Annotated in this window: 24 protein-coding genes, 1 tRNA gene and 1 pseudogene; 10 read left to right on the forward strand and 16 right to left on the reverse strand. The window is 63.6% G+C overall.

The window, feature by feature from the left end; translation table 11 throughout:
• The first annotated feature begins 99 nt into the window (after window positions 1-99).
• The 4 genes from pstC (at window position 100) to phoU (ending at window position 3,631) form a co-directional block, all read left to right on the forward strand.
• The gene (gene pstC, locus AC3CBN_RS17585; RefSeq protein WP_488634281.1) at window positions 100-1,119 is read left to right on the forward strand and encodes a phosphate ABC transporter permease subunit PstC; all 1,020 of its coding nucleotides are present in this window, start codon (window positions 100-102) and stop codon (window positions 1,117-1,119) included.
• Window positions 1,119-1,997, forward strand: a complete 879-nt coding sequence (gene pstA / locus AC3CBN_RS17590; protein ID WP_488634282.1) for a phosphate ABC transporter permease PstA — start codon at window positions 1,119-1,121, stop codon at window positions 1,995-1,997. The genes pstC and pstA overlap by 1 nt, the downstream gene beginning before the upstream one ends.
• Window positions 1,990-2,805: a phosphate ABC transporter ATP-binding protein PstB gene (gene pstB, locus AC3CBN_RS17595; RefSeq protein WP_488634283.1), complete on the forward strand. Its 816-nt coding sequence runs from the start codon at window positions 1,990-1,992 to the stop codon at window positions 2,803-2,805. The genes pstA and pstB overlap by 8 nt, the downstream gene beginning before the upstream one ends.
• A 91-nt stretch (window positions 2,806-2,896) precedes the next feature.
• Window positions 2,897-3,631, forward strand: a complete 735-nt coding sequence (gene phoU, locus AC3CBN_RS17600; protein ID WP_488634284.1) for a phosphate signaling complex protein PhoU — start codon at window positions 2,897-2,899, stop codon at window positions 3,629-3,631.
• A gap of 220 nt (window positions 3,632-3,851) precedes the next feature.
• On the opposite strand, the gene sugE is transcribed toward phoU, so the two are convergent.
• From sugE to rnr, 4 genes are all read right to left on the reverse strand, one after another.
• Window positions 3,852-4,175 (reverse strand): quaternary ammonium compound efflux SMR transporter SugE, encoded by a 324-nt coding sequence (sugE, locus tag AC3CBN_RS17605; protein ID WP_488634285.1) that lies wholly within the window; start codon window positions 4,173-4,175, stop codon window positions 3,852-3,854.
• Window positions 4,176-4,304: 129 nt separating this feature from the next.
• A complete protein-coding gene (locus AC3CBN_RS17610) occupies window positions 4,305-4,595 on the reverse strand; it encodes a CBU_0592 family membrane protein (RefSeq protein WP_488634286.1) in 291 nt (96 codons plus the stop codon).
• Window positions 4,592-5,338, reverse strand: coding sequence for a 23S rRNA (guanosine(2251)-2'-O)-methyltransferase RlmB (rlmB, locus tag AC3CBN_RS17615; protein WP_488634287.1), 747 nt, complete (start codon window positions 5,336-5,338; stop codon window positions 4,592-4,594). Before rlmB ends, AC3CBN_RS17610 begins: the two co-directional genes overlap by 4 nt.
• A complete protein-coding gene (rnr, locus tag AC3CBN_RS17620; RefSeq protein ID WP_488634288.1) occupies window positions 5,335-7,956 on the reverse strand; it encodes a ribonuclease R in 2,622 nt (873 codons plus the stop codon). The genes rlmB and rnr overlap by 4 nt, the downstream gene beginning before the upstream one ends.
• 135 nt (window positions 7,957-8,091) lie before the next feature.
• On the opposite strand from rnr, the gene AC3CBN_RS17625 reads away from it, so the two are divergent.
• A tRNA-Leu gene (locus tag AC3CBN_RS17625) sits at window positions 8,092-8,176 on the forward strand.
• A gap of 82 nt (window positions 8,177-8,258) precedes the next feature.
• On the opposite strand, the gene AC3CBN_RS17630 is transcribed toward AC3CBN_RS17625, so the two are convergent.
• The 12 genes and pseudogenes from AC3CBN_RS17630 to AC3CBN_RS17685 form a co-directional block, all read right to left on the reverse strand.
• Window positions 8,259-9,410, reverse strand: coding sequence for a ThiF family adenylyltransferase (locus tag AC3CBN_RS17630; RefSeq protein WP_488636763.1), 1,152 nt, complete (start codon window positions 9,408-9,410; stop codon window positions 8,259-8,261).
• A pseudogene (locus AC3CBN_RS17635) lies at window positions 9,408-9,809 on the reverse strand (molybdenum cofactor biosynthesis protein MoaE); the annotation flags it as partial. The pseudogene AC3CBN_RS17635 and the gene AC3CBN_RS17630, both read right to left, overlap by 3 nt.
• Window positions 9,809-10,051 (reverse strand): MoaD/ThiS family protein, encoded by a 243-nt coding sequence (locus AC3CBN_RS17640; protein WP_488634289.1) that lies wholly within the window; start codon window positions 10,049-10,051, stop codon window positions 9,809-9,811. The pseudogene AC3CBN_RS17635 and the gene AC3CBN_RS17640, both read right to left, overlap by 1 nt.
• Entirely contained in the window at window positions 10,048-10,647 is a 600-nt protein-coding gene (locus tag AC3CBN_RS17645; RefSeq protein WP_488634290.1) for an NTP transferase domain-containing protein, read from the reverse strand. Before AC3CBN_RS17645 ends, AC3CBN_RS17640 begins: the two co-directional genes overlap by 4 nt.
• Entirely contained in the window at window positions 10,644-11,084 is a 441-nt protein-coding gene (gene moaC, locus AC3CBN_RS17650) for a cyclic pyranopterin monophosphate synthase MoaC (protein ID WP_488636764.1), read from the reverse strand. The genes AC3CBN_RS17645 and moaC overlap by 4 nt, the downstream gene beginning before the upstream one ends.
• Window positions 11,085-11,263: 179 nt before the next feature.
• Window positions 11,264-12,313 carry a GTP 3',8-cyclase MoaA gene (moaA, locus tag AC3CBN_RS17655; protein ID WP_488634291.1) on the reverse strand — a complete coding sequence of 350 codons (1,050 nt, stop codon included), beginning with the start codon at window positions 12,311-12,313 and terminating at the stop codon, window positions 11,264-11,266.
• 1 nt (window position 12,314) lies between these two features.
• Window positions 12,315-13,517 (reverse strand): molybdopterin molybdotransferase MoeA, encoded by a 1,203-nt coding sequence (locus AC3CBN_RS17660; RefSeq protein ID WP_488634292.1) that lies wholly within the window; start codon window positions 13,515-13,517, stop codon window positions 12,315-12,317.
• A 103-nt stretch (window positions 13,518-13,620) separates the two neighbouring features.
• Complete coding sequence (modC, locus tag AC3CBN_RS17665) at window positions 13,621-14,709, reverse strand: molybdenum ABC transporter ATP-binding protein (protein WP_488634293.1); 1,089 nt, start codon at window positions 14,707-14,709, stop codon at window positions 13,621-13,623.
• A complete protein-coding gene (modB, locus tag AC3CBN_RS17670; RefSeq protein WP_488634294.1) occupies window positions 14,702-15,385 on the reverse strand; it encodes a molybdate ABC transporter permease subunit in 684 nt (227 codons plus the stop codon). Before modB ends, modC begins: the two co-directional genes overlap by 8 nt.
• 5 nt (window positions 15,386-15,390) lie before the next feature.
• Window positions 15,391-16,167 carry a molybdate ABC transporter substrate-binding protein gene (gene modA / locus AC3CBN_RS17675; RefSeq protein ID WP_488634295.1) on the reverse strand — a complete coding sequence of 259 codons (777 nt, stop codon included), beginning with the start codon at window positions 16,165-16,167 and terminating at the stop codon, window positions 15,391-15,393.
• A 75-nt stretch (window positions 16,168-16,242) separates the two neighbouring features.
• On the reverse strand, window positions 16,243-16,587 hold the full coding sequence (locus tag AC3CBN_RS17680; protein ID WP_488634296.1) for a DUF7009 family protein: 345 nt from the start codon (window positions 16,585-16,587) through the stop codon (window positions 16,243-16,245).
• Window positions 16,584-17,843 (reverse strand): molybdopterin molybdotransferase MoeA, encoded by a 1,260-nt coding sequence (locus AC3CBN_RS17685; RefSeq protein ID WP_488634297.1) that lies wholly within the window; start codon window positions 17,841-17,843, stop codon window positions 16,584-16,586. Before AC3CBN_RS17685 ends, AC3CBN_RS17680 begins: the two co-directional genes overlap by 4 nt.
• A 277-nt stretch (window positions 17,844-18,120) precedes the next feature.
• On the opposite strand from AC3CBN_RS17685, the gene AC3CBN_RS17690 reads away from it, so the two are divergent.
• Genes AC3CBN_RS17690 through fdhD form a run of 5 tightly spaced genes read left to right on the forward strand, consistent with a single transcriptional unit; the run spans window position 18,121 to window position 25,588 of the window.
• Window positions 18,121-19,779 carry an OFA family MFS transporter gene (locus tag AC3CBN_RS17690; protein ID WP_488634298.1) on the forward strand — a complete coding sequence of 553 codons (1,659 nt, stop codon included), beginning with the start codon at window positions 18,121-18,123 and terminating at the stop codon, window positions 19,777-19,779.
• Window positions 19,780-19,801: 22 nt separating this feature from the next.
• Window positions 19,802-20,302: a formate dehydrogenase subunit gamma gene (locus AC3CBN_RS17695; RefSeq protein ID WP_488634299.1), complete on the forward strand. Its 501-nt coding sequence runs from the start codon at window positions 19,802-19,804 to the stop codon at window positions 20,300-20,302.
• On the forward strand, window positions 20,299-21,858 hold the full coding sequence (locus tag AC3CBN_RS17700; RefSeq protein WP_488634300.1) for a formate dehydrogenase beta subunit: 1,560 nt from the start codon (window positions 20,299-20,301) through the stop codon (window positions 21,856-21,858). Before AC3CBN_RS17695 ends, AC3CBN_RS17700 begins: the two co-directional genes overlap by 4 nt.
• Before the next feature lie 14 nt (window positions 21,859-21,872).
• The gene (gene fdhF / locus AC3CBN_RS17705) at window positions 21,873-24,755 is read left to right on the forward strand and encodes a formate dehydrogenase subunit alpha (protein WP_488634301.1); all 2,883 of its coding nucleotides are present in this window, start codon (window positions 21,873-21,875) and stop codon (window positions 24,753-24,755) included.
• Window positions 24,752-25,588, forward strand: coding sequence for a formate dehydrogenase accessory sulfurtransferase FdhD (fdhD, locus tag AC3CBN_RS17710; RefSeq protein ID WP_488634302.1), 837 nt, complete (start codon window positions 24,752-24,754; stop codon window positions 25,586-25,588). The genes fdhF and fdhD overlap by 4 nt, the downstream gene beginning before the upstream one ends.
• Window positions 25,589-25,593 lie beyond the last annotated feature (5 nt).

Consider the following 25,593-nt stretch of genomic DNA (forward strand, 5'->3'; position numbering starts at 1 on the left):
GCCTGTTGTTGAAAGGCGCCGCAAGCCGGCGCATCGTCCACAGACCGGCCAGGCCCTCACCGGCCGGGTTTGAAAAGTCATCAGCGGGATCGGGATCACATGCAAGCGAATGTAGGCGCCGCAGCGTCGACCATGGTCCAAGAGGAGCGCGCGCATCGCGACGCCCGGCACGACCGCCTGTTCGGCTGGCTGCTCAAGGGCTGCGCCCTGCTCGTGCTGGCCTGTTTGCTCGGTGCCGCAGGCGCCACGCTTTGGGGCGGCCGCCACGCGTTCGGCACCTTCGGCTGGCATTTCCTGATCAGTTCCGAATGGGATCCGAGCAGCGACACCTACGGCGCACTCGTTCCCGTCTACGGCACCATCGCCACCTCGCTGATTGCCCTGCTGATCGCCGTACCGGTGAGCTTCGGCATCGCGCTCTATCTCTCCGAAGTGGCGCCGCCGTGGCTGCGCACGCCGGTGGCCTCGGCTATCGAACTGCTGGCTGGCATCCCTTCGATCATCTACGGCATGTGGGGCCTTTTCATCTTCGCGCCCTTCTTTGCCGACCACATCAAGCCCTGGCTCACAAACTACCTGGGCAACAAGCCCGACGACGGCAAGCTGTCGTGGGTGGCGCAACACGTTCCCTTCGTCGGCAGCCTGTTCGGCAGCGACTATCCGTTCGGTGCCAGCGTGCTCACCGCCGGCATGGTGCTGGCGGTAATGATCATCCCGTTCATTTCCTCGGTGATGCGCGAAGTGTTCCAGACGGTGCCCACGCGCCTGAAGGAATCGGCCTATGCGCTGGGCTCCAGCACCTGGGAAGTGTCCTGGGACATCGTGCTGCCCTATACCCGCTCGGCGGTGATCGGCGGCATCTTCCTGGGCCTGGGTCGCGCGCTGGGCGAGACCATGGCGGTGACCTTCGTGCTGGGCAACGCGATGAAGTTGTCGCCGTCCATCCTCGATCCGGGCGCATCGATCGCCTCCACCATCGCCAACCAGTTCAGCGAAGCCGCGGGTCTGCAGAAATCCACGCTGATGGCCTTGGCCTTCCTGTTGTTCGTGGTGACCTTCATCGTGCTGCTGATCGCGCGCTTCATGCTGCGCCAGCTGGCTCACAAGGAGGGCCGCTGATGAGCAGCAACCATTCAAATCTCTATCTGCGTCGTCGTTTCACCAACGCGCTGGCGCTTACGCTGAGCATGTTGGCGACGGTGCTCGGCCTGATCTTTCTGGCCTGGATCCTGTGGGAAACACTGCGCCAGGGCATCGGCGCACTCAACCTAAAGCTGTTCACCAAGATCACCGCGTATGGCGAGGAAGGCGGCCTGCTCAACGCCATGGTCGGCAGCCTGATCATCAACTTCATCGGCATCGCCATCGCCACGCCGGTCGGCGTGCTCGCCGGCGCGTGGCTGGCCGAATACGCCAATCGCACCCGGCTGGGCGAGACGATCCGCTTCCTCAACGACATTCTGCTGTCGGCGCCGTCGATCGTGCTGGGCCTGTTTGTCTACACCATCATCGTGCTGCCGACCACCGCGCTCACCAGCGGCAACACCACGTTCTCCGGCCTGGCTGGCGGTGTGGCGCTGGCGCTTATTGCGCTGCCGGTGATCGTGCGCACCACTGACGAAATGCTGCGCCTGGTGCCCTCCACGCTGCGCGAAGCCTCGCTGTCGCTGGGCATTCCACAGTGGAAGCTGACCACGCAGATCCTGATGCGCGCGGCACGCTCGGGCATCATCACGGGCGTGCTGCTGGCGCTGGCGCGCATCAGCGGCGAAACGGCACCGCTGCTGTTCACGGCATTCGGCAACAACTACATGACCGTCAACCCGATGGACAAGATGTCCAGCCTGCCGCAGATGATCTACCAGTACGCCAACGATCCGGGTGAGGGGCTGCACGCCATTGCCTGGGCTGGTGCGTTCGTGCTGACCATGTTCGTGCTGCTGCTGAGCCTTGCTTCCCGTCTGGTCCTTTCACGCAACAAGGTGTCCCATGACTGAGTCCGCCGCCGCCGGCATCCACCCGCAGTCCGCGGCCGCGCACGCGCCGATCGCACCGACCAAGATCAAGGTGCGCGACCTGCATTTCTACTACAACGGCTTCCATGCGCTGAAAGGCATCAGCATGGACATTCCGGAGAAGAAGGTCACCGCCATCATCGGCCCCTCCGGCTGCGGCAAGTCAACGCTGCTGCGCATCTTCAATCGCATCTATGCGATCTACCCGAAGCTGGAAGCCAAGGGCGAGATCGTGCTGGACGAAGAGAACATCCTCGACCCCAGCTACTCGATGAACCGCCTGCGCAGCAAGGTGGGCATGGTGTTCCAGAAGCCGGTGCCGTTCCCGATGACCATCTTCGAGAACGTGGCCTACGGCATCCGTCACCACGAGAAGCTGTCGCGCGCCGACATGGACGTTCGCGTCGAGCAGGCGCTGCGCAGCGCCGCGCTGTGGGATGAAGTGAAAGACAAGCTCAAGCAGAGCGCGCTTAGCCTCTCAGGCGGCCAGCAGCAGCGCCTGTGCATCGCGCGCGGCATTGCGCTGAAGCCGGAGGTGCTGCTGCTCGACGAGCCGACCTCGGCGCTCGACCCCATCGCCACCAGCCGCATCGAACAGCTGGTGGAAGAGCTCAAGAGCGAGTACACCATCGTTATCGTCACCCACAACATGCAGCAGGCGGCCCGTTGTTCTGACCTCACCGCGTTCATGTACCTGGGTGAGCTGATCGAGTTCGACCGCACCGAGCAGATCTTCACCAAGCCGAGCAAAAAGCAGACCGAGGATTACATCACCGGTCGCTTTGGCTAAACGATAGGTCCCCTCTCCCCCGCGGGGAGAGGGTTAGGGTGAGAGGCCACGCTGCCTCACCTTTCCCTACTGAACGCACAAGAGACCTCACATGAGCGGCAGCAACAAAGAACACATCATCAAGAGCTACGACGACGAGCTGACCCGCCTCACCGGCGAAATCGTTCGCATGGGCGAGCTCGCGGTGAGCCAGCTGGAAGCGGCCATCGACGTGATCGACCGCCGTGACGAGCGCGCCGCTCAGCACGTGGTCAACAACGACGACGCCATCGACCTGCTCGAGCAGGAAATCAGCCACGACGTGGTGCGCCTGCTCGCGCTGCGCGCCCCCATTGCCGGCGACCTGCGCAATGTGTTTGCCGCGCTGCGTATCGCCGCCGACATCGAACGCATCGGCGACTACGCCGCCAACGTGGCCAAGCGCTCGATTCCGCTGTCGATGGTGGCACCGATCGCTCCCACCAACGGCCTGGGCTATCTGGCCGAACTGGCCGCACAGGAAGTGCGTGACGTGCTGATCTCCTATCGCGACCGCGATGCCGAGCGTGCCTACCAGGTGTGGAAGAACGATGCGGAACTGGACGAAGCCTATACCGGCTACTTCCGCCAGCTGCTCACGTACATGATGGAAGACCCGCGCAACATCACGCCGTGCACGCACCTGCTGTTCATGGCCAAGAACATCGAGCGCATCGGCGATCACGCCACCAACATCGCCGAAAGCATCTGGTATCAGGTCAACGGCGAGCCGCTCACGGCGCAACGCGCCAAACGCGACTTCACCTCCAACCCGGAATTGACCAAGCTCGGCAACAAGCCGGACTGAGCCCGACCGATGCCGAAGAAGCCCCTCTCCCCGGAGGAGATGGGTTGGGGTGAGGGTCCGGGGCGTGCGCAATCTTCAATCACGCGCTCCGCACGAACTCTCATCCGCCTGCCGGCACCTTCCTCGCTCCTCAGAGCCGGCGCCATCCATAGCGCCTCCCCGCGTGCTCCCGAAGGCAGAAGGGCTTGTACGTTTGGCGATCTAGCCAAGCTCCGGTGGATCAATGCGCTCCACCGGTGAGCTTCAGCCCCACGATGCCGACCAGTACCAGGCCGACGCAGGCCAAACGCAACGGCGACGCCGAATCGCCAAACAACACCATGCCGAGAATGACGGCACCCACTGCGCCAATGCCAGTCCAGATTGCGTAGGCAGTACCGATCGGCAACGTCTTCACTGCCATGGCCAGCAGCACAATACTGACGACCATCGCCGACGCCGTGACTACGCTCGGCCACGGGCGTGTGAAACCTTCGGTGTATTTGAGGCCCACAGCCCAGACCACTTCGAACAGGCCGGCCAGCAGCAGATAAACCCAGGGCATGACGCGACTCCTCTGGATGAAGAGCAGGGTCGTCCCCGCGAAAAACATAGGCGTGCGGAGTCGTCCCCGCAGACTGGTCCCGTTGCAGGACCAGTCACACCATTTTACCAGGGCAGGCTGAACGCTCCGTCAGGGGGCGATCTTGCTTCCCAACTCGCGCGCTTCGCGACGCGCGCGGGCCGAATGCGCGATGCCGTAGATGCCAATGACGATCCACGCCACCTGCATCAGGAAGGCCGGCCAGTTCATCGTTGCCAGGCCGAACACCAGCGAAAGCGCCACGCCCAAGGCGCCCAGTACGTTCATCAGCTGAAACAGGAGCCCGTTGCCGTGCAGCTTGTGTGCCTGCAACAGCAGGAACGCCAGCAGCACAAGCACTACGCCGATATAGCCTGCCCAGTCGTGCCACAAGAACGTCATCGCTTTTCACTCCTTTGGCGCAATGCTTCGAACAGGACAACGCCGGTCGCCACGGAGACATTGAGGCTCTCCATCGTGCCTGGCATCGGGATCTTCGCCACGAAGTCGCAGGTCTCGCGAGTGAGGCGACGCATGCCCTCGCCTTCGCTGCCCAGTACCAGCGCCACCGGCCCCTTCATGTCGATGCTGTAGATGCTGGTGTCCGTGTCGCCGGCCAGGCCGGTGATCCACACGCCTGCATCCTTCAGCGTACGCAATGCGCGCGCGAGGTTTGTCGCCGCAATCAACGGCACGCGATCCGCACCGCCAGCAGAGGCGCGACGCACTACCGGGGTGAGGCCCACGGCGCGGTCCTTGGGCACGATCACCGCAGTGACCCGGGCCGCCGCGGCGCTGCGCAGGCAAGCGCCTAGGTTGTGCGGATCGGTGATGCCGTCGAGCACCAGCACCAGCGCATCCTGTCCGGCCGCCTGCAGCAACTCGGGGATATCGTTCTCGCTACCCAGGGGCGGCGCTTCGTAAAGCGCCACGATACCCTGATGCCGCGCTTCGCCAGCGAGCTTGTCCAACTGCTCGCGTGGACGATGGTGCACCGGGATGTTCAACGCCTTGGCGCGCGTGGCCAACTCCTGCACGCGTGCATTGCGCTGGCCCTGTTCCACCAGCACTTCACGCACACGCGAAGCGTCGTTGCTCAGCGCGCCTTCAACCGGGTTGATCCCGACGATCCAGCTCTCACTCATTGCTTGCCTTTCTTCTTGCCGGCCCCACGGGCCTTGGTGGTTGCTTTGGACGCAGCATCCTTGATCGCCTTGAATCGGCCCTTGGCCGCCGACTTGGCCTTGGCGAACATGCTTTTGCCGACAGTCTGGCCCTTGTCTGCGGCCGGCTTCTTGTCGGTCGCTGGTGCGTCCTTCCTTCCTGTCGTAGCCGCTCGCGGCGCAACAGCGTCGGCATTATCGCGCGCACCGTGGCGGCCCGTCGCCTTGCGTCCTGCAGGCAGCGAGTAACGGTCACCCGATGCGGCATAGTCGTAGCGGCGTTCGCTGCGCGGCGGCGCGGCCTCTTTCTCCTTGCGAGGCGCCACCAGGCGGAAGTCGATCTTGCGATCTTCCAGCGACGCACGCAGCACCTGGATACGCACGTGATCACCCAGCCGGAACTGGGCACCGGTACGCTCACCCTTGAGCAGATGACGAACCGGGTCGAAGTGGTAGTAGTCGTTGGACAGCTGGCTGATATGCACCAGCCCCGACACTTTCGATTCGTCCAGCTCTACGAACAAACCGAACGAGGTGACGCCGGTGACAGTCCCCTCGAATTCGCTGCCCACGTGCTTGGACATCCAGGCGCACTTGAAGCGCTCGTCCACGTCCCGCTCGGCTTCCTCGGCACGACGTTCGCGCTGCGAACAATGCACGGCCATGGCCGCCATCTCGGTCGGTGTATAGCTGTAACCGGTGGGCTTGGCACCAGTAATCGCGTAACGGATCGCGCGATGCACCAGCAAATCCGGATAACGGCGAATGGGCGAGGTGAAGTGCGCGTACGCCTCCAGCGCCAGACCAAAGTGACCACGATTGTCCGGCTGGTAGGCCGCCATGCTCTGCGCGCGCAGCAGCACCGACTGTATCAATTCGCGCTCGGGGCGATCCTTCACCAGGCGCAGCACATCGGAAAAATCCGCAGGAGTCACCTCCTCCACCGACGGCATGCGCAACTTGAACTCGCGCAGGAACTGCTGCAGGTCTTCGTACTTCTCCGCCGGCGGCGGTTCGTGTGCGCGGAACAGCGCGGGAATCTTCTTCTTTTCGAGGAACAACGCCGCCTGCACGTTGGCGGCGATCATGCATTCCTCGATCAGCTTGTGCGCGTCGTTGCGCTCGGTCGCACCCATGGCTTCCACTTCGCCACGCTGGTCGAGGCGGAACTTCACCTCCGGCGTTTCGAAGTCGATCGCACCACGGCGCTTGCGCTGTGCCGCCATCAGTTTGTAAAGCCCGTGCAGGTGCTCCAGCTGCGGCATCACATCGGCCAGCTCGTGGCGCGCATCGGCGTCATTGAGGCCGATGGCCTGCCACACGCGGTCGTAGGTGAGGCGCGCATGCGAGCGCATGACCGCGTCGTAGAACTTCGAACGGGTGACCACACCCTCGGCATCGATCTGCATGTCGCAGACCATGCACAGGCGCTCGACCTTGGGATTGAGCGAGCAGATGCCGTTGGACAGCGTCTCGGGCAGCATCGGCACCACGAAGCCCGGGAAATACGTGGAGGTACTGCGCTCATACGCTTCGCGATCCAGCGCGCTACCTACTTTCACGTAGTGCGATACGTCGGCAATAGCGACCACCAGTCGGTAGCCACCGCCACGCCGCGGTTCGGCGAACACCGCATCATCGAAGTCGCGTGCGTCGGCGCCATCGATCGTCACCAACGGCAGCGAACGCAGGTCTGTTCGGCCCTCGCGCTCCGCCGCCGTGACTTGCGGCTCCACCTGCGCCGCATCGCGCAGTACCGCGTCCGGCCAATCGTGCGGCAAGTCGTGGCTGGCAATCGCCATCTCGACCAGCAGCGACGGCTGCAGGCGCTCGCCTAGCACGGCACGGATCGCACCCAGCGGACCGCGATGAGGCGTCGGCGGCTCGGTGATCTCGGCCACCACGATCTGGCCGGAACGGGCACCCATGTCCTGGCCCGGCAGAACCATGACGTCCTGATGCAGACGGCGGTCATCCGGCGCCACCATCGTTACGCCGTTCTCGATCACTACGCGCCCTACCAGGCGCGGCGACCGGCGCTGCAGCACTTCGACGATGGCCCCCTGCTTGCGGCCTCGCCGATCGATACCCACCACGCTGGCCAGCACACGGTCGCCATGCAGCACGGTGCGCATTTGTTGCGGCGAGAGGTACAGATCATCGCCACCGCCATCCGGACGCAGGAAGCCGTAGCCTTCCGCGTTGGCCAGCACCACACCGGGAATCAGGTCGAGCTTCTGGGCTGGCGCGTAGCCGCCGCGGCGACCGAGCAACAGTTGGCCGTCGCGCACCATCGCGCCAAGGCGCTTGCGCAGTGCGTTGAGATCGTATTCGTCGGTGAGCGACAGCGCCTCGGCGATGCGTGCCTCGGTCAACAGCTCGCCCCGTGACTCCAGCAGTTCGAGGATCGACTCGCGGCTGGGGATGGGGCGCTCATAGCGCTGCGCCTCGCGCTCGGCATGCGGGTCGCTCACCTGGCCCACTTGTCCACGCGACGGGTCGACGGCCGAGCGCCGAGTGCGCGGTGCGCCCTTTTTCGGCGCTGTCGGGCCAGTTTCGGCTCCCTGCTTGCCGCTACGTGATTCTTTTTTCCTGGTCACATCCTTGCCTTTTGTCGGTCTCGAACCGCGAGCACCGCGATTCGATGAAAAATCAGTGAAAGAATAGTTGACAACCTACCGGCACATGCCTAATCTACGCGGCTCACGCAGGCCACAAAGTACTGCGTGACACCTGCCCAGGTGGCGGAATTGGTAGACGCACTAGTTTCAGGTACTAGCGGGTAAAACCGTGGAGGTTCGAGTCCTCTCCTGGGCACCAATTGTAGACGAAGCCCGCAGCGATGCGGGCTTTGTCGTTTCTGAAGGTTCGATTCGCGCGCGGTTTTCAACGCACTGACGACTCAACCCATCACGCGCAGTGCACTCAGGCCGCCGGCCAGCGAATGCACGTTGTGCAGGCCCTCGGCACGCAGCAGCCGCGCCGCATGGGCGCTACGCCGGCCACTGGCGCAAATCAGCAAGAGATTCCCCTGCACCAACTCGTTTGCATGCGCGACGATCTGGCTCGAAGAAATGCAGCGTGATGGCACGTCGATCAGCGGTTCGGCGGCAACTTCATCCGCTTCACGCAGATCGATCAGGTTGTAGCCCGCGACCACGGCGTCTTCCAGGCGCGAGAAAACGAGATCGATCTCGCGCTCCTCGCCCGCCTGCGCCAAAGCCCGCTCCGCCACAGCAACGCAACCACCGTGCAACGCGCAACCCTGCTCAGCATCAATGGGCAGTCGCTGCAGCGTGTGATCGAGCAGATTGATCAGCAGCAATGCGGGCACCCGGAGACGCGGCAGATCGAGCAATATCTTCAACGCCTCCACCGCCTGCATCGATCCGAGTACGCCAGGCACCGGACCGAGCACGCCCGATTGCACGCAGCTGCCGACGGCATCGGGCGCGGGTACGTGAGGCCATAGGCAGCGCAGACACGGCTCTCCTGACCGAGCCGATACGACCTGCAGCTGACCTTCGTACTGATACACGCTGGCGAGAACCAGTGGCGTGCCACTGAGCACCGCCGCATCACTGCTCAGATAGCGGCTACGCATGTCGTCGGTGCATTCAATCACCAGGTCGAACTGGCGGAACACGTCGACCGCGTTGCCTGCATGCAGCGGCTCAAGCCAGGTGCGCACTGTCACCGCGGGATTCAGGGCGGCAACGCGCCGCGCCGCCAGATCCACCTTGCGCTCGCCGATGTCCTGGGCGTCATACATCGTCTGTCGATGCAGATTGCTGGCATCCAGGCGATCACCATCCACGATGCCCAACGCGCCCACACCGGCACCCGCCAAATAGCTGATGACCGGGCAGCCAAGGCCACCCGCGCCAATCACCAGCACGCGCGAAGCGGCCAGCTTCGCCTGCCCCGCTTCGCCCACTTCGCGCAGGCGAATCTGTCGCGAGTAGTCCGGCGCAAACGGCGCCACCGGAAGGTGATGGGCATGGTGCGGGTGCGGCTCGTGTTCATGCTCGCGATACACATGGGTGCATGCCACCCAATCGGATTCGCCGCTAAGGTAATGCTCTTTCTTCCAGATCGGCAGACGGTGCTTGATCTCATCGATGATGTAGCGACAGGCACGAAACGCCTCGTCACGGTGCGCAGCAGATACGCCAACCCACACTGCCAGGTCACCCACTTTGAGATCGCCGGTGCGGTGCATGCAGCGCGCATCGGTGACGCCGTAGCGAGCCACTGCTTCGTCGAGGATGCGCTCACCCTCGGCCCCGGCAAGTTCGACATAGGCCTCGTATTCCAGACCGTCAACATCGCGTCCTTCGTTGCTGTTGCGCACCCAGCCCTCGAAGGCACAGAAGCCGCCACTGCCGGGGTGTTGCAACACGTCGTGCAACGGTGCCGTGTCGACGGACTTGCTGGAAAGTGTGAAGCGCATCAGCCGCCTGCCACCGGTGGAATGAAGACGATGGTGTCGCCATCGCGCACTGGACGATCCCACGCACTGAACTGCGCGTTCACCGCCACCTTGAGCGCATCGGCCGCCAGCGAGAATCCGTGCCGCACGCGCAACTCCTCGTACAGCTCATGCAGCGACGTGGCGGTGGTGGTGAACTGCTCGCCTGATGAGCCGGCCTGTTCGCGCAGCTGCGCGTAATATTGCAGGTTCACCACGGTCATGCCAGCGACTCCAGGCGATGTTGCATGTCATTCCTTTCCTCGGGCGTGTTGACGTTGTCCAGCGCTTCACCGGGCGCGGACAACAGCACCGTGCGCGACTGGATCAGCGCCTTGCGCGGGCAATAACTGCCGGCTTCGTAACGCTGTTTCAGCAATGCATGGCTGGATGGCTCCCAGATCGCACACAGCGGTTCGGGCAGACCATCGTGACGGCTGATAAAGGCCGTGGCGTCGGCGGAGGAATCCCGAGAGGCAATCAACTGCTGCAAGGTGGCGCGGTCGAGTAGCGGCAGGTCGCAAGCCAGTACCAGCCACGCCGCTTCGGGATAGAGATCCTGCGCAGACAGAATGCCCGCCGCAGGACCTATCGCATCGTAGCTATCCACGATCTGCGGCAACCCTGCGCGCAATGGGTCATCGCGCTGGTTGTCGCGCACCGAAACAAAGGCGCGTTCGGTCACCTCTTGCAGCAATCGCCATGCGCGCAGCAGCTGCGGCTCGCCGAGATAAGCGAGCGCGGCCTTGTCCTGCCGCATGCGCTGGCTCGCGCCACCGCTGAGCAGCAAACCGTAAAGGGGAGCACGTGATTCGTTCATGCCAACTCCTGCGCACCAATGTCGTGCTTGCCACCGGTCTTGCTCACCAGGCGAATCTCACCGATGACGATGTCGTGCGACAACGCCTTGCACATGTCGTAGATGGTCAGCGCCGCAATGCTGGCACCGGTCAGTGCTTCCATCTCCACGCCGGTGCTGCCTCGACAGGACACCGTGCAATCGATCAACGCATCATTGCCTTCCATGCGGATGACGACGTCGCAACGATCAATGCTCAGCGGATGGCACAAAGGAATCAGCTGCGGCGTGGCCTTGGCGCCCATGACGCCAGCGATTTGCGCCACGGTGATCACAGCACCCTTCCGCGTAACATGGCCCGCCGCGTACAGGGTCTGCGCTACCTCCGCCGGAAACGTCACTCGCGCCCTCGCCTGCGCCGTGCGATGAGTGATCGGCTTGGCACCGACATCGACCATGCGCGGCTGTTGCGCTTCGTCGACATGGGAAAGCTTGGCGGGTGTGCTGGTCACGGAGCGCTCCGGATGGGTAACGGCGTCATCATTGATTATCGGCTTCTGTCATGGTGACGGCATTAAGAAACCGTCTACACACAGGCTGAATTCAGTGGCCCATATCACGAACCTTCATGGGCTCGTTAGCCACCGATGTAGTGCATCTCGATCTTGTGCTTCCTGTTGCCGTGGCGCTCCGCGCGCTCCTCGCTATAGCGGTCGCGGCGGTTCACCCAGACATCGCGCAACAATTGCGTGAGTGCCTCGTCGCTGGCGCCGTCGCGCATAGGTTCGCGCAGGTCGGTTCCCTGGGTGGCAAACAGGCAGGTGTAAAGCCTGCCTTCGGAGGACAGCCGCGCCCGCATGCAACCGCCGCAGAAAGGTTGGCTGATCGAGGAGATCATGCCGATTTCGCCGGCACCATCCACAAAGCGGTAGCGTGTCGCCACCTCGCCGGGATACTTCGGCGGCACAGCCTGCAATGGCCAGCGTGCACTGATGCGCTCGATCAGTTCCCGCGAGGGCACCACATCATCGGCACTCCAGTGGTTGTGGTTGCCCACGTCCATGTATTCGATGAAGCGCACCACGATGCCCGTGCCACGAAAACGCTCGACCAGTTCGGGCACGGTGTGCTCGTTGACGCCACGCTGCACGACGGTGTTGAGCTTCACGCCGTGCGGGAAGCCGGCAGCCTGCGCTGCCTCGATGCCAGCCAGCACATCCTCCAGCGCACCACGACTGCCGCTCATGCGATGGAACAAGGCAGGGTCGAGCGTATCCAGGCTGACCGTGATGCGATCCAGCCCAGCGTTGCGCAGCTCGCTGGCGTGACGAGCCAGCAGCACGCCATTGGTTGTCATGGCCAGGTCGGTGATGCCATCTAGGCGACGCAGCCGCGCCACCAGTTCGGCCAACCGCGGGCGCAGCAAGGGTTCGCCCCCCGTAAGACGCAGCTTGCTTACACCAAGCGTAGCGGCGAGCCGGCACAGCCGCTCGATCTCGTCAAAACTCAACCGCTCGTCGTTGCGAAGAAAGGTGAAATGCTCTCCATACGTCGACTCGGGCATGCAATAGGGGCAACGGAAGTTGCACCGATCCATCACCGAGATACGCAGGTCATGCAGCGGACGACCGCGCTGATCGAGCGGAAGTGTCGCGGAAGCTTCGCCGGTAGCCTGGAAAACGTTCACGTCACCACCGATAGAACACGGCCGCCGTACCCGCCGGCACAACACCGTCCGTGGGCGGCAGCTGCACCACACCGTGCGTGCGCGGGAGCGAGGAAAAATCGCCCGAAGTGCGCGAGGGCACCGGATGCGCCATGAGCCGCCCTTGCGGATCGGTTTGCACATGTGCAGGTACGAAACAGGTCAACACGGCGTTGGCATCCACGGCAGCGTCCAGACAGACATACTCTACCGCCGCTGACCCCATGCCCAGCGCTGCAAGCAGCGCCGGCCGCACATACCGGATGGCACAGACCAGCGCCGATACCGGATTGCCAGGCAACGCAAACACCGCCTGCTGCCTGGACCCCACGCCAAACCACATGGGTTTGCCAGGCCGCTGGGCAATGCGGTGGAACACGCATCGTACGCCGAGCGCCTCCAGCGCGGCCGGCACGTAGTCGCGCTGCCCCATCGACACACCGCCAGAGAGGATCAGCACGTCGTGCGCTTCCAGCAACCGGGCCAGTGTGCGCCGGGTGAGCATGGCATCGTCGACGACATGTTCCAGCGACACGCGGCCAAAGCCGTGCAGGCGAAGCGCGGTCGCCATGGCGATGTCGTTGGAGCGGCGGATCTGCCCCTCGGCCAGCGGCGAGCTCACATCCACCAGCTCATCGCCCGTCGAGACGATGGCGATCGAAGGTACGGCTCCTACCGTCACGCTGGCGAAGCCGTTGGCGGCTAGCAGTGCCATCTCGGGAGGACCAATGCGTGTACCCGCATCGAGCAGCAAGGTTCCCGCGACACAGTCCGAACCCCGCGCATGCACAAACTGTCGATGCTTCGGCTGGTAATCGCCCACGAGCGCGTAGCGGTCACCTTCGCGGCGCAGTTGTTCCACCGGAATAACGCTGTCGCAACCTGCGGGCAGCATGGCACCGGTGGTGACTTCCATGCAGGCATCGCCGGCGGACAATGCCTGCATCGCCATGCCAGCCATTTGCGCGCCTGCGATGTCGAAGCTGGAAGGGAGCGACTCCTGCCAGCGAATCGCGATGCCATCCATCATCACCCGATCGAACGGAGGGTGGTCGTGTTCCGCATAAGCGGGCTGTCGCAGAATGCATCCGGCGGCCTGGTCCAGCGAAACGCGCTCGCTGCCGAAAGTCGGCATGTGCTGCGCAATCAGGGCCTCGGCCTCGGCGACGCTGATAAATTCTCTCATGGACATGGCGCTGTGTGGCTGTTGCCGGCGATCGCCACAAGACGATGCTGACGAGAATTATGGTGACCGCGATTGCGTTGAACAACCGTGATTCGCGGAGTCTTCATGGCCCGAGCGCCGTTGCCTTGACCTGAGCCCAGGCTTCGCTACCCGGCTCCAGTTCGAGCGCGTGCCACGACCGACGCGTGATGCGCGCAAGCAGGATGCTGCCACCGGCGTCCAATTGCACCAGGCACTGCGAAGGATGATCCGCATCGGCCTTGGCAATGACCCTGCAGCGAACCTGATTCAGCACACTGGTTCCGGTTTGCGATGTACGGGTCAACACCACATCGCGCGCACCGATACGACAACGCAGAATCTGTCCCACGGCTTCATGGCGATGGGGCAGCCAAAGGCTTCCGCCGGGAAAATCGAGTTCGATAAGCTGATCGTGCGCGTCGTAGCCAACGACCTGCCCTTCGATCACGGACCCCACGGCCTCAGCCAGGGTCGGCGGCAAGTCCAGCCGGGTCAGCGTTGCCTGCAACGCGCCTTGTGCCACGACGTGGCCTGCATCCAGCAACACGAGATGGTCAGCGAGGCGTGCCACTTCGTCGATGTTGTGGCTCACATAGATCATCGGCACGTCGAGCGTGGCATGCAGGCTTTCCAGGTAACCCAGCAATTCGGATCGTGCAAAGACATCCAGTGCCGATAACGGCTCGTCGAACAGCAGCAAGGCCGGATCGGACAGCAAGGCGCGCGCCATCGACACGCGCTGTCGCTCGCCGCCCGATAGCGCGCCCACGCGCCTGTCCAGCAACGACCTCAGGCCGAACCGCTCGATCAAGCCATCGCGATCGAGGTGGGCTGGCCGTCCGGCACGACGAAAACCGTAGTCGAGGTTGCCCGCTACCGAACGGTGCACGAACAGATTCGATTCCTGGGTCACGTAGCCTAGCCGTCGCCGGTGCGGTGGCACGAAGACACGACGCGCGTTGTCCTGCCACACCGTATCGCCAAACGTCACCCGACCCTCGCTGCCGCGCTCCAGTCCGGCGATGGCGCGCAGGCAACTGGTTTTGCCCGCACCCGAGGGACCGAACAGCGCAGTGATGCCCCGCGGTGGCAGGGCGATATCGATATCCAGCGCCAGATTGCCGCGGCGCCAAGCCAGTCTGGCGTCCAGCCCGTGCCGCGGCTCAGCCATGAGCCCGCCTGCCGGGTCGCAACAGCGACATGGTGAGCAAAGCCACGAACGACACCAGCAACAGGCAGAGCGACAGCACGTGCGCCTGGTGAAATTCGCCGGCCTGGACGTGATCGTAGATGCGCATCGACAGCACACGCGTCTGCCCCGGAATATTGCCGCCGATCATCAACACCACTCCGAACTCACCCACGGTGTGTGCGAAACCCAGCACTGTCGCGGTCGCTACGCCGGGCAGCGCCATGGGCAGCGCCACCGAGAAGAAGCGGTCGAGCGGACCCGCGCCAAGACACGATGCAGCTTCCAGAGGTTTCGCACCGATGGCTTCGAAGGCGTTGTGCAGGGGCTGCACCACGAACGGCAACGAATACAGCATCGACGCCACCACCAGTCCCTGGAAAGTGAACGGCAACGCCGACAAACCCAGCGCGGCAATCAGGCGTCCCACCGCGCCATCCGGCCCAAGCAACATCAGCAGATAAAAGCCCAGTACCGTCGGCGGCAAAACCAGCGGCAGCGCCGCCACCGCGGCCACCGGTCGCTGCCAGCGTGAACGCGTTTGCGTGAGCCACCATGCGAGTGGCGCGCCCAGCACCAGCAGGAGCACGGTCACCGTGGCCGCCAGACGCAAGGTCAGCCAAAACGCCTGCAGGTCCTGTTCGGACAATAGCGACACGACGCTCAGTGCTCCTCGGTGCCAGGCAGGGCAAAACCGTACCGCGCGAGAACGGCGCGTGCCTGCGGGCTTTGCACGTAACGCGAAAAATCCTGCGCCAGCGCGTTGCCGGCGCCGCGCTGGGTCAGCACGAAGCTTTGCTTCAGGGGCTCATACAGCGACGGCGGCACAGGCGCATAGCTGCCCTTTCCCGGTGAAGCCAGTGCCAGCGATTCGGCGACGATACCCACCTGGACGTTGCCACTCTGCGCAAATTGCGCGGTCTGCGCGATGTTCTCGCCGAACACCAACCTCGATTGCAGCGCATCCCACACGCCCGCAGCGCGCAGCGCCTGTTCGGCACGCTTGCCATACGGCGCGTGTTGCGGATTGGCGATGGCAATACGGGAAAAACGTGGCTGCACGAGATCAGCCACCTGCACATGGGTCATGTCGATGCTGGCACTCCACAGCACGAGGTGCCCCAGGGCATACGGCACCAATGCCCCGCCCGCCTTGCCGTGGTCGATCAGTTGCTGCGGGTAGTTGCTGTCGGCGGAGAAGAACAGCTCGAACGGCGCACCTTGCTCGATCTGGGTCAGCAGGTTGCCGGAGGAGCCATAGACCACGTCGATCTTGCTGTCGGGATGGTCATGCCGATAGGACTCGACGAGTTTGTCCATGGCGCCGTGCAGATCCGCCGCCGCCGCGACCGTGATGTGGTTGTCCGCAGCCGTCACCGATAACCATGGCGCCAGCATCATGCCCAGGCCAAGCAGCCAACGAACAAGGTGGTGCTTCATACCGTCCTTCTCCTTTGATCGTGCTGCCGTACCGACGATGGCGAGGGTAGCCCAACCCGGAAGCAACTGAAGACTTCAGGGCCGCTTGCGCTGCCGCACGCTGTCGCGCACATCCACATCGAACAACAGCTCCAACGCTTCGCCGTCGCCTCCGCCAGGCAGGCTGAAAGCCAACCCGTCCCGCGCGGGCAGACGCTGTACATGTTCGCGAACGGCCGTTTCGGGAATCCCGATCTGCCAGTCATCGGCGCGTCCATCGAAACGCGCCGTATCACCGGATACCAGCCGTAGCGTGTAGGTCATGGCAAACGCCTGCGCAAAGCAGGTGCGCAAGGCGAGGGCCTCGCCGGCCAGCAGCCGGGCGAGTTCATCTTCCCCAATGCGCACCCGAAGCTTCTGGCCTTCGATCTGCAGTTTCATGATGGTGTTCCGTGATGATCCGTCACACTGGTCGAAAAATCGGGTTGCAGGCTGGCGACGTCGACCTGCATGCCTGCTGGACACTCATCGGCGTCCTCCGGCAACACGACCCATGCGTCGGCCTGCGCGAAAGGTTGGATGCGAAATGGCTGCGGCTGGCTGAGTACCTGGGTATGGAATCGCCCGTCCGCGTTCTGACTGACCTTGGCACGCAGGAAATGGCGAAGGCCCGGTTTGGGTTGCTGTGGTGTGTCGAGCACGGCCTGAAAGACCGGTTCGCCGCCCTGCCCGGCCAGTGCACGCAGCACAGGAGCGATAAAGAAGCGAAAGCCGACGGCGACCGCCATCGGCGTGCCTGGCAGCGCGATAACGGTAGCCTCGGCGATTTTCGCCGCCAGCATCGGTTTGCCCGGCCGGATCGCTACCTTGTGGAACAGCAGCTCGGCACCGGAATCGCGCAACGTATCGGGGACGAAGTCGTAGCGCCCCATGGAAACCGCGCCGGTACTGATGATCAGGTCGGCGCTCGCATCGCGTGCACGTTGCAGCGACTCGGCATAAGTCGTCGCCGTGTCATCCACGGTGTCACAGAACAGTACTCGCGCACCGGCGCCGGCAAGTGCGGCGACGAGATAGGGACCATTGGAATTGTGAATCTGCTCGACGCCGAGCGGCCGACCTGGATCGGCCAGCAATTCCTTGCCGGTACAGATGATCGCCACCCGTGGCCGGCGCACCACTTCGACGCGCGTCACGCCAAGCGCAGCGAACAACATGATGTGGGCGGGCCCGATGCGGGTACCCACGCCAACGGCGATAGCACCCTTGGCGACATCGCTGCCGGCATAACGCACGTTGTATCCGGCCGTGAGTGAATCGAGCAGTCGTATGCGTGCTGGCGTGCCGTTGTCGCGAGTTGCCAGCAGCTGTGTGCGCTCCACCGCCACGACGGCATCGAGGCCATCAGGCAATGGCGCTCCCGTCATGATCTCCCAAGCCATGCCCGCCGACGCACGGGCGGCATCGCCCGCCGCCTGGGAACCCAGCACGTCATGCTCCGATCCCGCCTCGAGCGGTTCGCGGGCGCGCAGGGCGTAGCCGTCCATCGCCGCGTGATCGAACGATGGCAGCGCCATCGGGCTGATGACGTCGCGCGCCAGGACACGCCCAACGGAGTCGGCTGTCGCACAGCCCTCCGTTGCCAGCGGGCGGGCGACGGCGAGAAGTCGTTCCAGTGCCAGGGTGTAACTGATCATCGGGCGAGACTGCCTGTCATGCCTGTGATGCCTGTTTGGGATGCGGGGTGGTTCCAATGCTCGGCGCGAGCGAACGGCTGCGCAAGAGGCGCTTTGACGCCCTCGCCCGCCAGACGCTGCGGTGCAACAAATGGCGATCATTCTGATCGCCCACGGCGCAGGCTCTTGCGCTACCTTCCGCGTTCGACTTTTGTCGGGTGGCGCGGCGAGCGGGTCCGCTCAAAGATCGCGCCTGATGCTTGGCCTGGTGGCCTGGTAACAACGGGGGGAGATGCTCATGGCAAGCGTACCTGAAGCAGATGTCCTGAAGGCGGCGAGTGGAGACTCGCCGGAAATACTGTCCAGGGAGCACACCATCGCCGGCCCTCGATTCAATCGATGGCTGGTACCGCCTGCGGCGCTGGCCATCCATTTGAGCATCGGCATGGCCTATGGCTTCTCCGTGTTCTGGTTGCCGATGACCAAGCTGGTCACCGAAGCCGATCCGGCCGCATGCGCCAAGCTGGGTTTCCTGGCCCAGTTGTTCACCACGGGATGCAACTGGACGGTACCCGCGGTCAATCACATCTTCGAAACCTTCATTGCGATGCTCGGCATTTCTGCTGCGATCTGGGGCGGCTGGTTGGAGCATGCCGGTCCGCGCAAGGCAGGATTCATAGCCGCGATTTGCTGGGGCGGCGGCTTGGTGCTTGGCGGCATCGGGGTGTCGATGCACCAGCTGTGGCTGGCCTACCTCGGCTGCGGTGTGCTGGGCGGTATAGGCCAGGGCCTGGGATACATCACGCCGGTGTCCACGCTGATCAAGTGGTTTCCCGACCGACGTGGCTTGGCTACCGGCTTCGCCATCATGGGCTTCGGCGGCGGCGCGATGATCGGTGCACCGATCGCGGTGGCACTGATGCAGAAGTTCTCTGTTGGCGGCGTACCTGGCGTGGCCTCCACGCTGATGTGCATGGGCGCGATCTATTTCATCGCGATGTCTGCCGGCGCATTCGGTTTCCGCGTGCCTCCACGCGGCTGGCGGCCGCTCGGCTGGACGCCGCCAGCGGAATCTTCCAACAAGCTCATCACGCAGCGCCACGTGCATTTGAACAACGCATGGAAGACGCCGCAGTTCTGGATGATCTGGGTGGTGCTGTGCGTGAATGTGACAGCCGGCATCGGCGTGCTTTCGATGGCCAGCCCGATGTTCCAGGACGTGTTCGGCGGCAAGCTATTGGGGCTGGATGCCGCCACCACGCTGAGCACCACGCAGAAGGCGGCGATCGCGGCTTCTGCTGCAGGCCTGGTCGGCCTGATCAGCCTGTTCAACAGCCTGGGCCGCATCTTCTGGGCGTCGACGTCGGATTACATCGGTCGCAAGACCACCTACTTCGTGTTCTTCGCGCTCGGCATCCTGCTCTATTGCAGCCTGCCGACCTTGGGACACATGGGCCTTGCAGCCGTGTTCGTGGTGGCGACCTGCATCATCATGTCGATGTACGGCGGCGGCTTCGCCACCGTGCCGGCCTATCTGTCGGACATCTTTGGCACCCAGATGGTGGGCGCGATCCATGGCCGCCTGCTCACGGCCTGGTCGGTGGCTGGCATCGCCGGTCCGTTCCTGATCGCGGCCGTGCGACAGGCCCAGCTCGATGCGGGTGTGGCGAAGAACCTCGTTTATGACCGCACGCTCTACATCCTGGCGGCGCTGCTGCTGATCGGCATGGTCTGTAATTTCCTGGTCAAGCCGGTCAAGGAAAGTCGCCTGATGACCGACGAGGAACTGGAGCACGAACGCGCACTACAACATGAAACTGCGGCCATTTCCGCACGCGCCCAGGACGCCGCACGAGGTGGCTTCGGCTTGGTGGGTGTCATCGCCTGGGCGCTGGTTGGCGTTCCTTTTCTTATCGGTGTATGGATAGCGCTTACCAAGGCTGCAGCTCTGTTCTGAAAGGTGTCCTGACGGTGGAAACATGAAACGCGCCATAAACATCGCCTTGTTGCCGGAGATCCCGGAAGACATCCGCGCCGCCGTACTCGAAGTCACCGCCCGGCTGAAAGAGATGCCCGGCGCCCTGCTCCCCGTGTTGCACGGGGTGCAGGGCGCGCTGGGTTATGTGCCTGAGGACGCGGTGCCGCTCATCGCCCGCGAGATGAACCTCTCTCGCGCCGATGTGCATGGCGTCATCAGCTTCTATCACTTCTTTCGACAGAAGCCCGCCGGAAGGCACCTCATCTACCTTTGCCGCGCCGAATCCTGCCAGGCGATGGGCGCGGTCACGCTGGAAAAACATATCAAGCAGCGGCTGGACATAGACTTCCATCAGACCACGGCCGACGGCGCCTGCACGCTGGAGCCGGTCTATTGTCTCGGCAATTGCGCATGCTCGCCGGCGCTGATGATCGACGGTGAACTGAAAGGCCGCATGACGCCCGAACGGTTCGATGCCTGGTTCGAGGCGGAGGCAACATGAGTGTCACCGTCTACGTACCGCGCGACGCCAGCGCGCTTTCGCTGGGGGCCGAAGCGGTAGCCACCGCTATCGCCACGGAAGCCACGCGGCACGGTGTCGACGTGCGTCTTGTACGCAACGGTTCGCGCGGGCTGTATTGGTTGGAACCGCTCGTGGAGGTTGAAACCAACGGCGATCGGGTCGCCTACGGACCCGTGCAGGCAGCGGATGTTCCGAGTCTGTTCGATGCGGATTTCCTGCATGGCGGTACACACCCGCTGGCCCATGGGCCGACCGAATCAATCGGCTACTTGAAGAACCAGCAACGCCTCACCTTTGCCCGCGTCGGCCTCGTCGATCCACGTAGCCTGGACGATTACCGTGCGCACGGCGGCTATCGCGGCCTGACGGCAGCGCTGGGCATGAGCGGCGCAGACATCGTGCAGACGGTGCTCGACTCCGGACTGCGTGGCCGCGGTGGCGCGGCGTTTCCCACTGGCATCAAGTGGAAGACCTGCCTGGATGCGCCGGCCAATCAGAAGTACGTGGTGTGCAATGCCGACGAAGGCGACTCCGGCACTTTTTCCGACCGCATGATCATGGAGGGCGATCCGTTCGTGCTGATCGAAGGCATGACCATCGCCGGCCTCGCCGTGGGCGCTACGCGCGGCTATATCTACTTGCGGGTGGAATACCCGCATGCACAGCGGGCGCTGGAAGCTGCCATCGACTGCGCCAAGAACGCCGGTTATCTCGGCGACGACGTGTGCGGCAGCGGCAAGGCTTTCCATCTGGAAGTACGGATGGCGGCCGGCGCCTATATCTGCGGCGAGGAAACTTCGCTGCTCGAATCGCTGGAAGGCAAGCGCGGCCAGGTGCGCTTCAAGCCACCGCTGCCTGCCATAGAAGGGTTGTTCGGCAAACCCACGGTGATCAACAACGTGGTCACTCTCGCCTCGGTGCCGATCATCCTTGATCAAGGTGCCGCGTATTACCGCGACTATGGTTCAGGCAAGTCGCGCGGCACGCTGCCTATCCAACTTGCCGGCAACCTGAAACGGCCGGGCCTGGTCGAGCGCGCCTTCGGCCTTACCTTGCGCGAACTGGTCGAAGACTATGGCGGCGGCACGGCCAGCGGTCGGCCGGTGCGCGCGGTGCAGGTTGGCGGTCCGCTGGGTGCGTATATACCTGCGTCTCAGCTCGATACGCCGGTGGACTATGAAGCGTTCGCCGCCATTGGCGGCATGCTCGGCCATGGTGGCGTAGTGGTCTTTGATGACACGGTCGACATGGCGGCACAGGCGCGCTACGCGATGGAATTCTGTGCGATCGAATCCTGCGGCAAGTGCACGCCCTGCCGCATCGGGTCCACGCGCGGCGTCGAGGTGATCGATCGCATCATTGCCGGCAATGCCATCGAGCAAGAACGCAACGAGACCCTTCTGCGCGATCTGTGCCAGACCATGATTGCCGGCTCGCTGTGTGCGCTGGGCGGCATGGCGCCGTTCCCGGTACTCAGTGCACTCGACCATTTCCACGAAGATTTCGCAGGCGCCGCAGACAAGACCGCGGCCTGAGGAGGTAGAGGCTTATGTTATCCATCGTTGAGATCGACTATGGCACCCCGAAATCTACATCGGAGACGATGGTCGAGCTGGATATCGATGGACGCAACGTCCGGGTGCCCGAGGGCACGTCGGTATTGCGCGCCGCCGCGCAGGCCGGCATCGCCATTCCCAAGCTGTGTGCGACCGACATGCTCGAAGCGTTCGGCTCATGCCGCCTCTGCCTGGTAGAGATCCAAGGCCGCAAGGGCTATCCCGCTTCCTGTACCACGCCCGTCAGCCCTGGCATGAAGGTGTCTACGCAGACGCCAAAGCTTGCCGAGATTCGTCGCGGCGTGATGGAGCTGTATATCTCCGACCATCCGCTGGACTGCCTCACCTGCCCCGCCAACGGCCATTGCGAACTGCAGGACATGGCCGGCGTGGTCGGCCTGCGCGAAGTGCGCTACGGCTACGACGGCGCCAACCACGTTTACGCCAAGCAGCAGGACGGCACGGCCAACCCACTGTTCGCTGCCAAGGACGAATCCAATCCTTACTTCACCTTCGACCCGTCCAAGTGCATCGCCTGCTCGCGTTGCGTGCGCGCCTGCGATGAAGTGCAAGGCACATTCGCACTGACCATTGAGGGACGCGGCTTCGAGTCCAAGGTGGCGGCCAGCCAGGACAACCGTTTCCTCGATTCCGAATGCGTCTCGTGCGGCGCCTGCGTGCAGGCCTGCCCCACCGCAACGCTGTCGGAAAAATCACTGATCGACAAAGGCCAGGCCGAGCACAGCGTGATCACAACCTGCGCCTATTGCGGCGTGGGCTGCAGTTTCCGCGCCGAGATGAAAGGGCAGGAAGTCGTGCGCATGGTGCCCAACAAGGACGGTCATGCGAATCACGGCCATTCCTGCGTGAAGGGTCGCTTCGCCATCGGCTATGCCACGCATCCGGATCGCATCACCACGCCCATGATCCGCGCGAAGATCTCCGATCCGTGGCGCGTGGTCAGCTGGGACGAGGCTGTCACGCACGTTGCCAGCGAGTTCAGGCGCTTGCAGGCCACTTACGGCAAGCACTCCATCGGTGGCATCACCTCTTCGCGTTGCACCAACGAGGAAACCTACCTTGTGCAGAAGCTGGTACGTGCCGGCTTCGGCAACAACAACGTCGACACGTGTGCCCGCGTCTGCCATTCACCGACGGGCTACGGCCTCAAGGCCACGCTGGGTGAATCCGCTGGCACACAGGATTTCGATTCGATCGAATCGACCGATGTCGTGCTGGTGATCGGTGCGAACCCGACTGACGCCCATCCAGTGTTCGGCTCGCAGATGAAGCAGCGGTTGCGCGCAGGCGCGAAGCTGATCGTGATCGACCCGCGCCGCATCGACCTGGTGCGCACGCCGCACATTCAGGCGGACTATCACCTCAAGCTGCGGCCCGGCACCAACGTGGCGATGCTCGACACGCTGGCACACGTGATCGTCACCGAAGGGCTGGTCGATGAGGACTTTGTCGCCAAGCGCTGCGAACCCGAGGCATTCGCCAAATGGCGAGCCTTCGTGGCGCAGGAAAAATACAGCCCGGAAGCGATGGAAGAAATCACCGGCGTGCCCGCTGCCATGGCGCGTGGCGCCGCACGGCTTTATGCCACCGGTGGCAATGGCGCCATCTACTACGGCCTGGGTGTGACCGAGCATGCACAGGGTTCGACCGCCGTCATGGCGATTGCCAACCTTGCCATGGCCACCGGCAATATCGGCCGCGAGGGCGTGGGCGTGAATCCTCTGCGCGGACAGAACAACGTGCAGGGTTCGTGCGACATGGGCTCGTTCCCGCACGAATTCCCCGGCTATCGCCATGTGAGCGACGACACCGTGCGCCATTCGTTCGAGGAAGCCTGGGGCGTACCTTTGCTCAGCGAACCAGGCCTGCGCATCCCCAACATGTTCGAGGCGGCGCTGGACGGCAGTTTCAAGGGGCTGTACATCGAGGGCGAGGACATCGGCCAATCCGACCCTGACACGCAGCACGTCACCGCGGCGCTCAGCGCGATGGAATGCATCGTGGTGCAGGATCTGTTCCTCAACGAGACGGCCAAATACGCACACGTCTTTCTGCCGGGCAGTTCGTTCCTGGAAAAGGATGGCACCTTCACCAATGCCGAACGTCGCATTTCGCGCGTGCGCAAGGTGATGGAACCCACGGGCGGCTACGCCGACTGGGAGATCACCCAGCTGCTGGCGCAAGCCATGGGCTACCCGATGAACTACACGCACGCCTCGCAGATCATGGATGAGATTGCGCGCCTTACGCCGACCTTCCACGGGGTGAGCTTCGACAAGATCGACCAGCTCGGCTCGATCCAGTGGCCATGCAACGAAGAACATCCGTTCGGCACGCCGGTGATGCACGTCGATGAGTTCGTACGTGGCAAGGGCCGCTTCATGCTCACCGAATACGTGCCGACGTCGGAGAAGGTCAACGCCGAGCATCCGCTGATCCTCACGACCGGTCGCATCCTGAGCCAGTACAACGTGGGCGCGCAGACGCGACGCACCGCCAACATCATGTGGCATGACGAGGACCGGCTTGAGATTCACCCGCACGACGCGGAGGAACGTGGCATCGTCGAAGGCGACTGGGTCGGCATCCGTAGCCGCTCCGGTGACACCGTGCTGCGCGCGATGATCTCCGAGCGCATGCAGCCGGGCGTGGTGTACACCACCTTCCATTTCCCCGGCTCCGGCGCCAACGTTATCACCACCGAGAATTCGGATTGGGCGACCAATTGCCCGGAGTACAAGGTCACTGCCGTGCAAGTTACGCGCGTCACGCAGCCCTCGGAATGGCAGAAGCGACATCGTGCGTTCTCTGAAGTGCAGGAGACCCTGCTGGGACAGTCGGCGAAACCCGCTTGAGCCCGCCCAACCACGACGAGACATCACGCGGCTACGTGCTGCGCCCGGTTGATCGCTGGCGTCACGGCGAGTCCAGTCATGAAGACGACTGCATCGCCGAGGAAGTGCCTGTAGCGATGGTCTACAACGGTACGACCTTCGCAGTGATGATGGCCACGCCGCATGATCTGGAGGATTTTGCCCTGGGCTTTTCGCTCAGCGAAGGCTTGATCAGCGATCCGTCGCAACTGCTGGAAATGGAAAGTCACGCGCTGATCGAAGGCATCGAGCTGGCCATGCGGGTGACCGACAACGCGGCTGGTGCGCGCATTGGCCGCGAGCAGGAGCGTTTACTGCCGGGGCGCAGTGGCTGTGGCATATGCGGCACGCGTGACCTTGAGCATGCGATCCGCCACAATGATCCCGTCGGCGCAGGCCACACCATCACGAGCGACGCGCTGGAACAGGCGCTGCACGAGCTCCAGTCAAACCAACCCATGAACGCGGCCACCGGCGCCGTGCACGCTGCCGCATGGGCCGACCGAAGTGGCCGGATCATCGTTGTGCGGGAAGACGTCGGTCGCCACAACGCATTGGACAAGCTGATTGGCGCCATGCGCCGAGCCGGCATCGATACCGGCGATGGCATGGCGCTGGTCACCAGCCGAGCCAGCTACGAGATGGTGACCAAGGCCGCCAGTGCCGGCATCACTCTGCTTGCTGCCATTTCCGCGCCTACTGCGCTGGCGATAGAGCTGGCGCGTAGTGCCGGGCTTACCTTGGTCGGCTTCACCCGCCCGGGAAGCCACAACGTCTACACTCACCCTGATCGCCTGCTGCCTCCGGCACGATAAGAACC

It is taken from the genome of Dyella sp. OK584 (assembly GCF_057787755.1).

Bases quoted from the DNA above. Each gene is read 5' to 3' on its own strand.
- pstC (WP_488634281.1), top strand. From the start codon at position 100: ATGCAAGCGAATGTAGGCGCCGCAGCGTCGACCATGGTCCAAGAGGAG.
- AC3CBN_RS17645 (WP_488634290.1), bottom strand. From the start codon at position 10,647: ATGAACGAATCACGTGCTCCCCTTTACGGTTTGCTGCTCAGCGGTGGC.
- phoU (WP_488634284.1), top strand. From the start codon at position 2,897: ATGAGCGGCAGCAACAAAGAACACATCATCAAGAGCTACGACGACGAG.
- AC3CBN_RS17700 (WP_488634300.1), top strand. From the start codon at position 20,299: ATGAGTGTCACCGTCTACGTACCGCGCGACGCCAGCGCGCTTTCGCTG.
- AC3CBN_RS17640 (WP_488634289.1), bottom strand. From the start codon at position 10,051: ATGACCGTGGTGAACCTGCAATATTACGCGCAGCTGCGCGAACAGGCC.
- modA (WP_488634295.1), bottom strand. From the start codon at position 16,167: ATGAAGCACCACCTTGTTCGTTGGCTGCTTGGCCTGGGCATGATGCTG.
- AC3CBN_RS17660 (WP_488634292.1), bottom strand. From the start codon at position 13,517: ATGAGAGAATTTATCAGCGTCGCCGAGGCCGAGGCCCTGATTGCGCAG.
- sugE (WP_488634285.1), bottom strand. From the start codon at position 4,175: ATGCCCTGGGTTTATCTGCTGCTGGCCGGCCTGTTCGAAGTGGTCTGG.
- AC3CBN_RS17680 (WP_488634296.1), bottom strand. From the start codon at position 16,587: ATGAAACTGCAGATCGAAGGCCAGAAGCTTCGGGTGCGCATTGGGGAA.
- AC3CBN_RS17610 (WP_488634286.1), bottom strand. From the start codon at position 4,595: ATGACGTTCTTGTGGCACGACTGGGCAGGCTATATCGGCGTAGTGCTT.
- modC (WP_488634293.1), bottom strand. From the start codon at position 14,709: ATGGCTGAGCCGCGGCACGGGCTGGACGCCAGACTGGCTTGGCGCCGC.
- fdhF (WP_488634301.1), top strand. From the start codon at position 21,873: ATGTTATCCATCGTTGAGATCGACTATGGCACCCCGAAATCTACATCG.
- pstA (WP_488634282.1), top strand. From the start codon at position 1,119: ATGAGCAGCAACCATTCAAATCTCTATCTGCGTCGTCGTTTCACCAAC.
- AC3CBN_RS17695 (WP_488634299.1), top strand. From the start codon at position 19,802: ATGAAACGCGCCATAAACATCGCCTTGTTGCCGGAGATCCCGGAAGAC.
- rlmB (WP_488634287.1), bottom strand. From the start codon at position 5,338: ATGAGTGAGAGCTGGATCGTCGGGATCAACCCGGTTGAAGGCGCGCTG.
- AC3CBN_RS17685 (WP_488634297.1), bottom strand. From the start codon at position 17,843: ATGATCAGTTACACCCTGGCACTGGAACGACTTCTCGCCGTCGCCCGC.
- AC3CBN_RS17690 (WP_488634298.1), top strand. From the start codon at position 18,121: ATGGCAAGCGTACCTGAAGCAGATGTCCTGAAGGCGGCGAGTGGAGAC.
- moaC (WP_488636764.1), bottom strand. From the start codon at position 11,084: ATGGTCGATGTCGGTGCCAAGCCGATCACTCATCGCACGGCGCAGGCG.
- pstB (WP_488634283.1), top strand. From the start codon at position 1,990: ATGACTGAGTCCGCCGCCGCCGGCATCCACCCGCAGTCCGCGGCCGCG.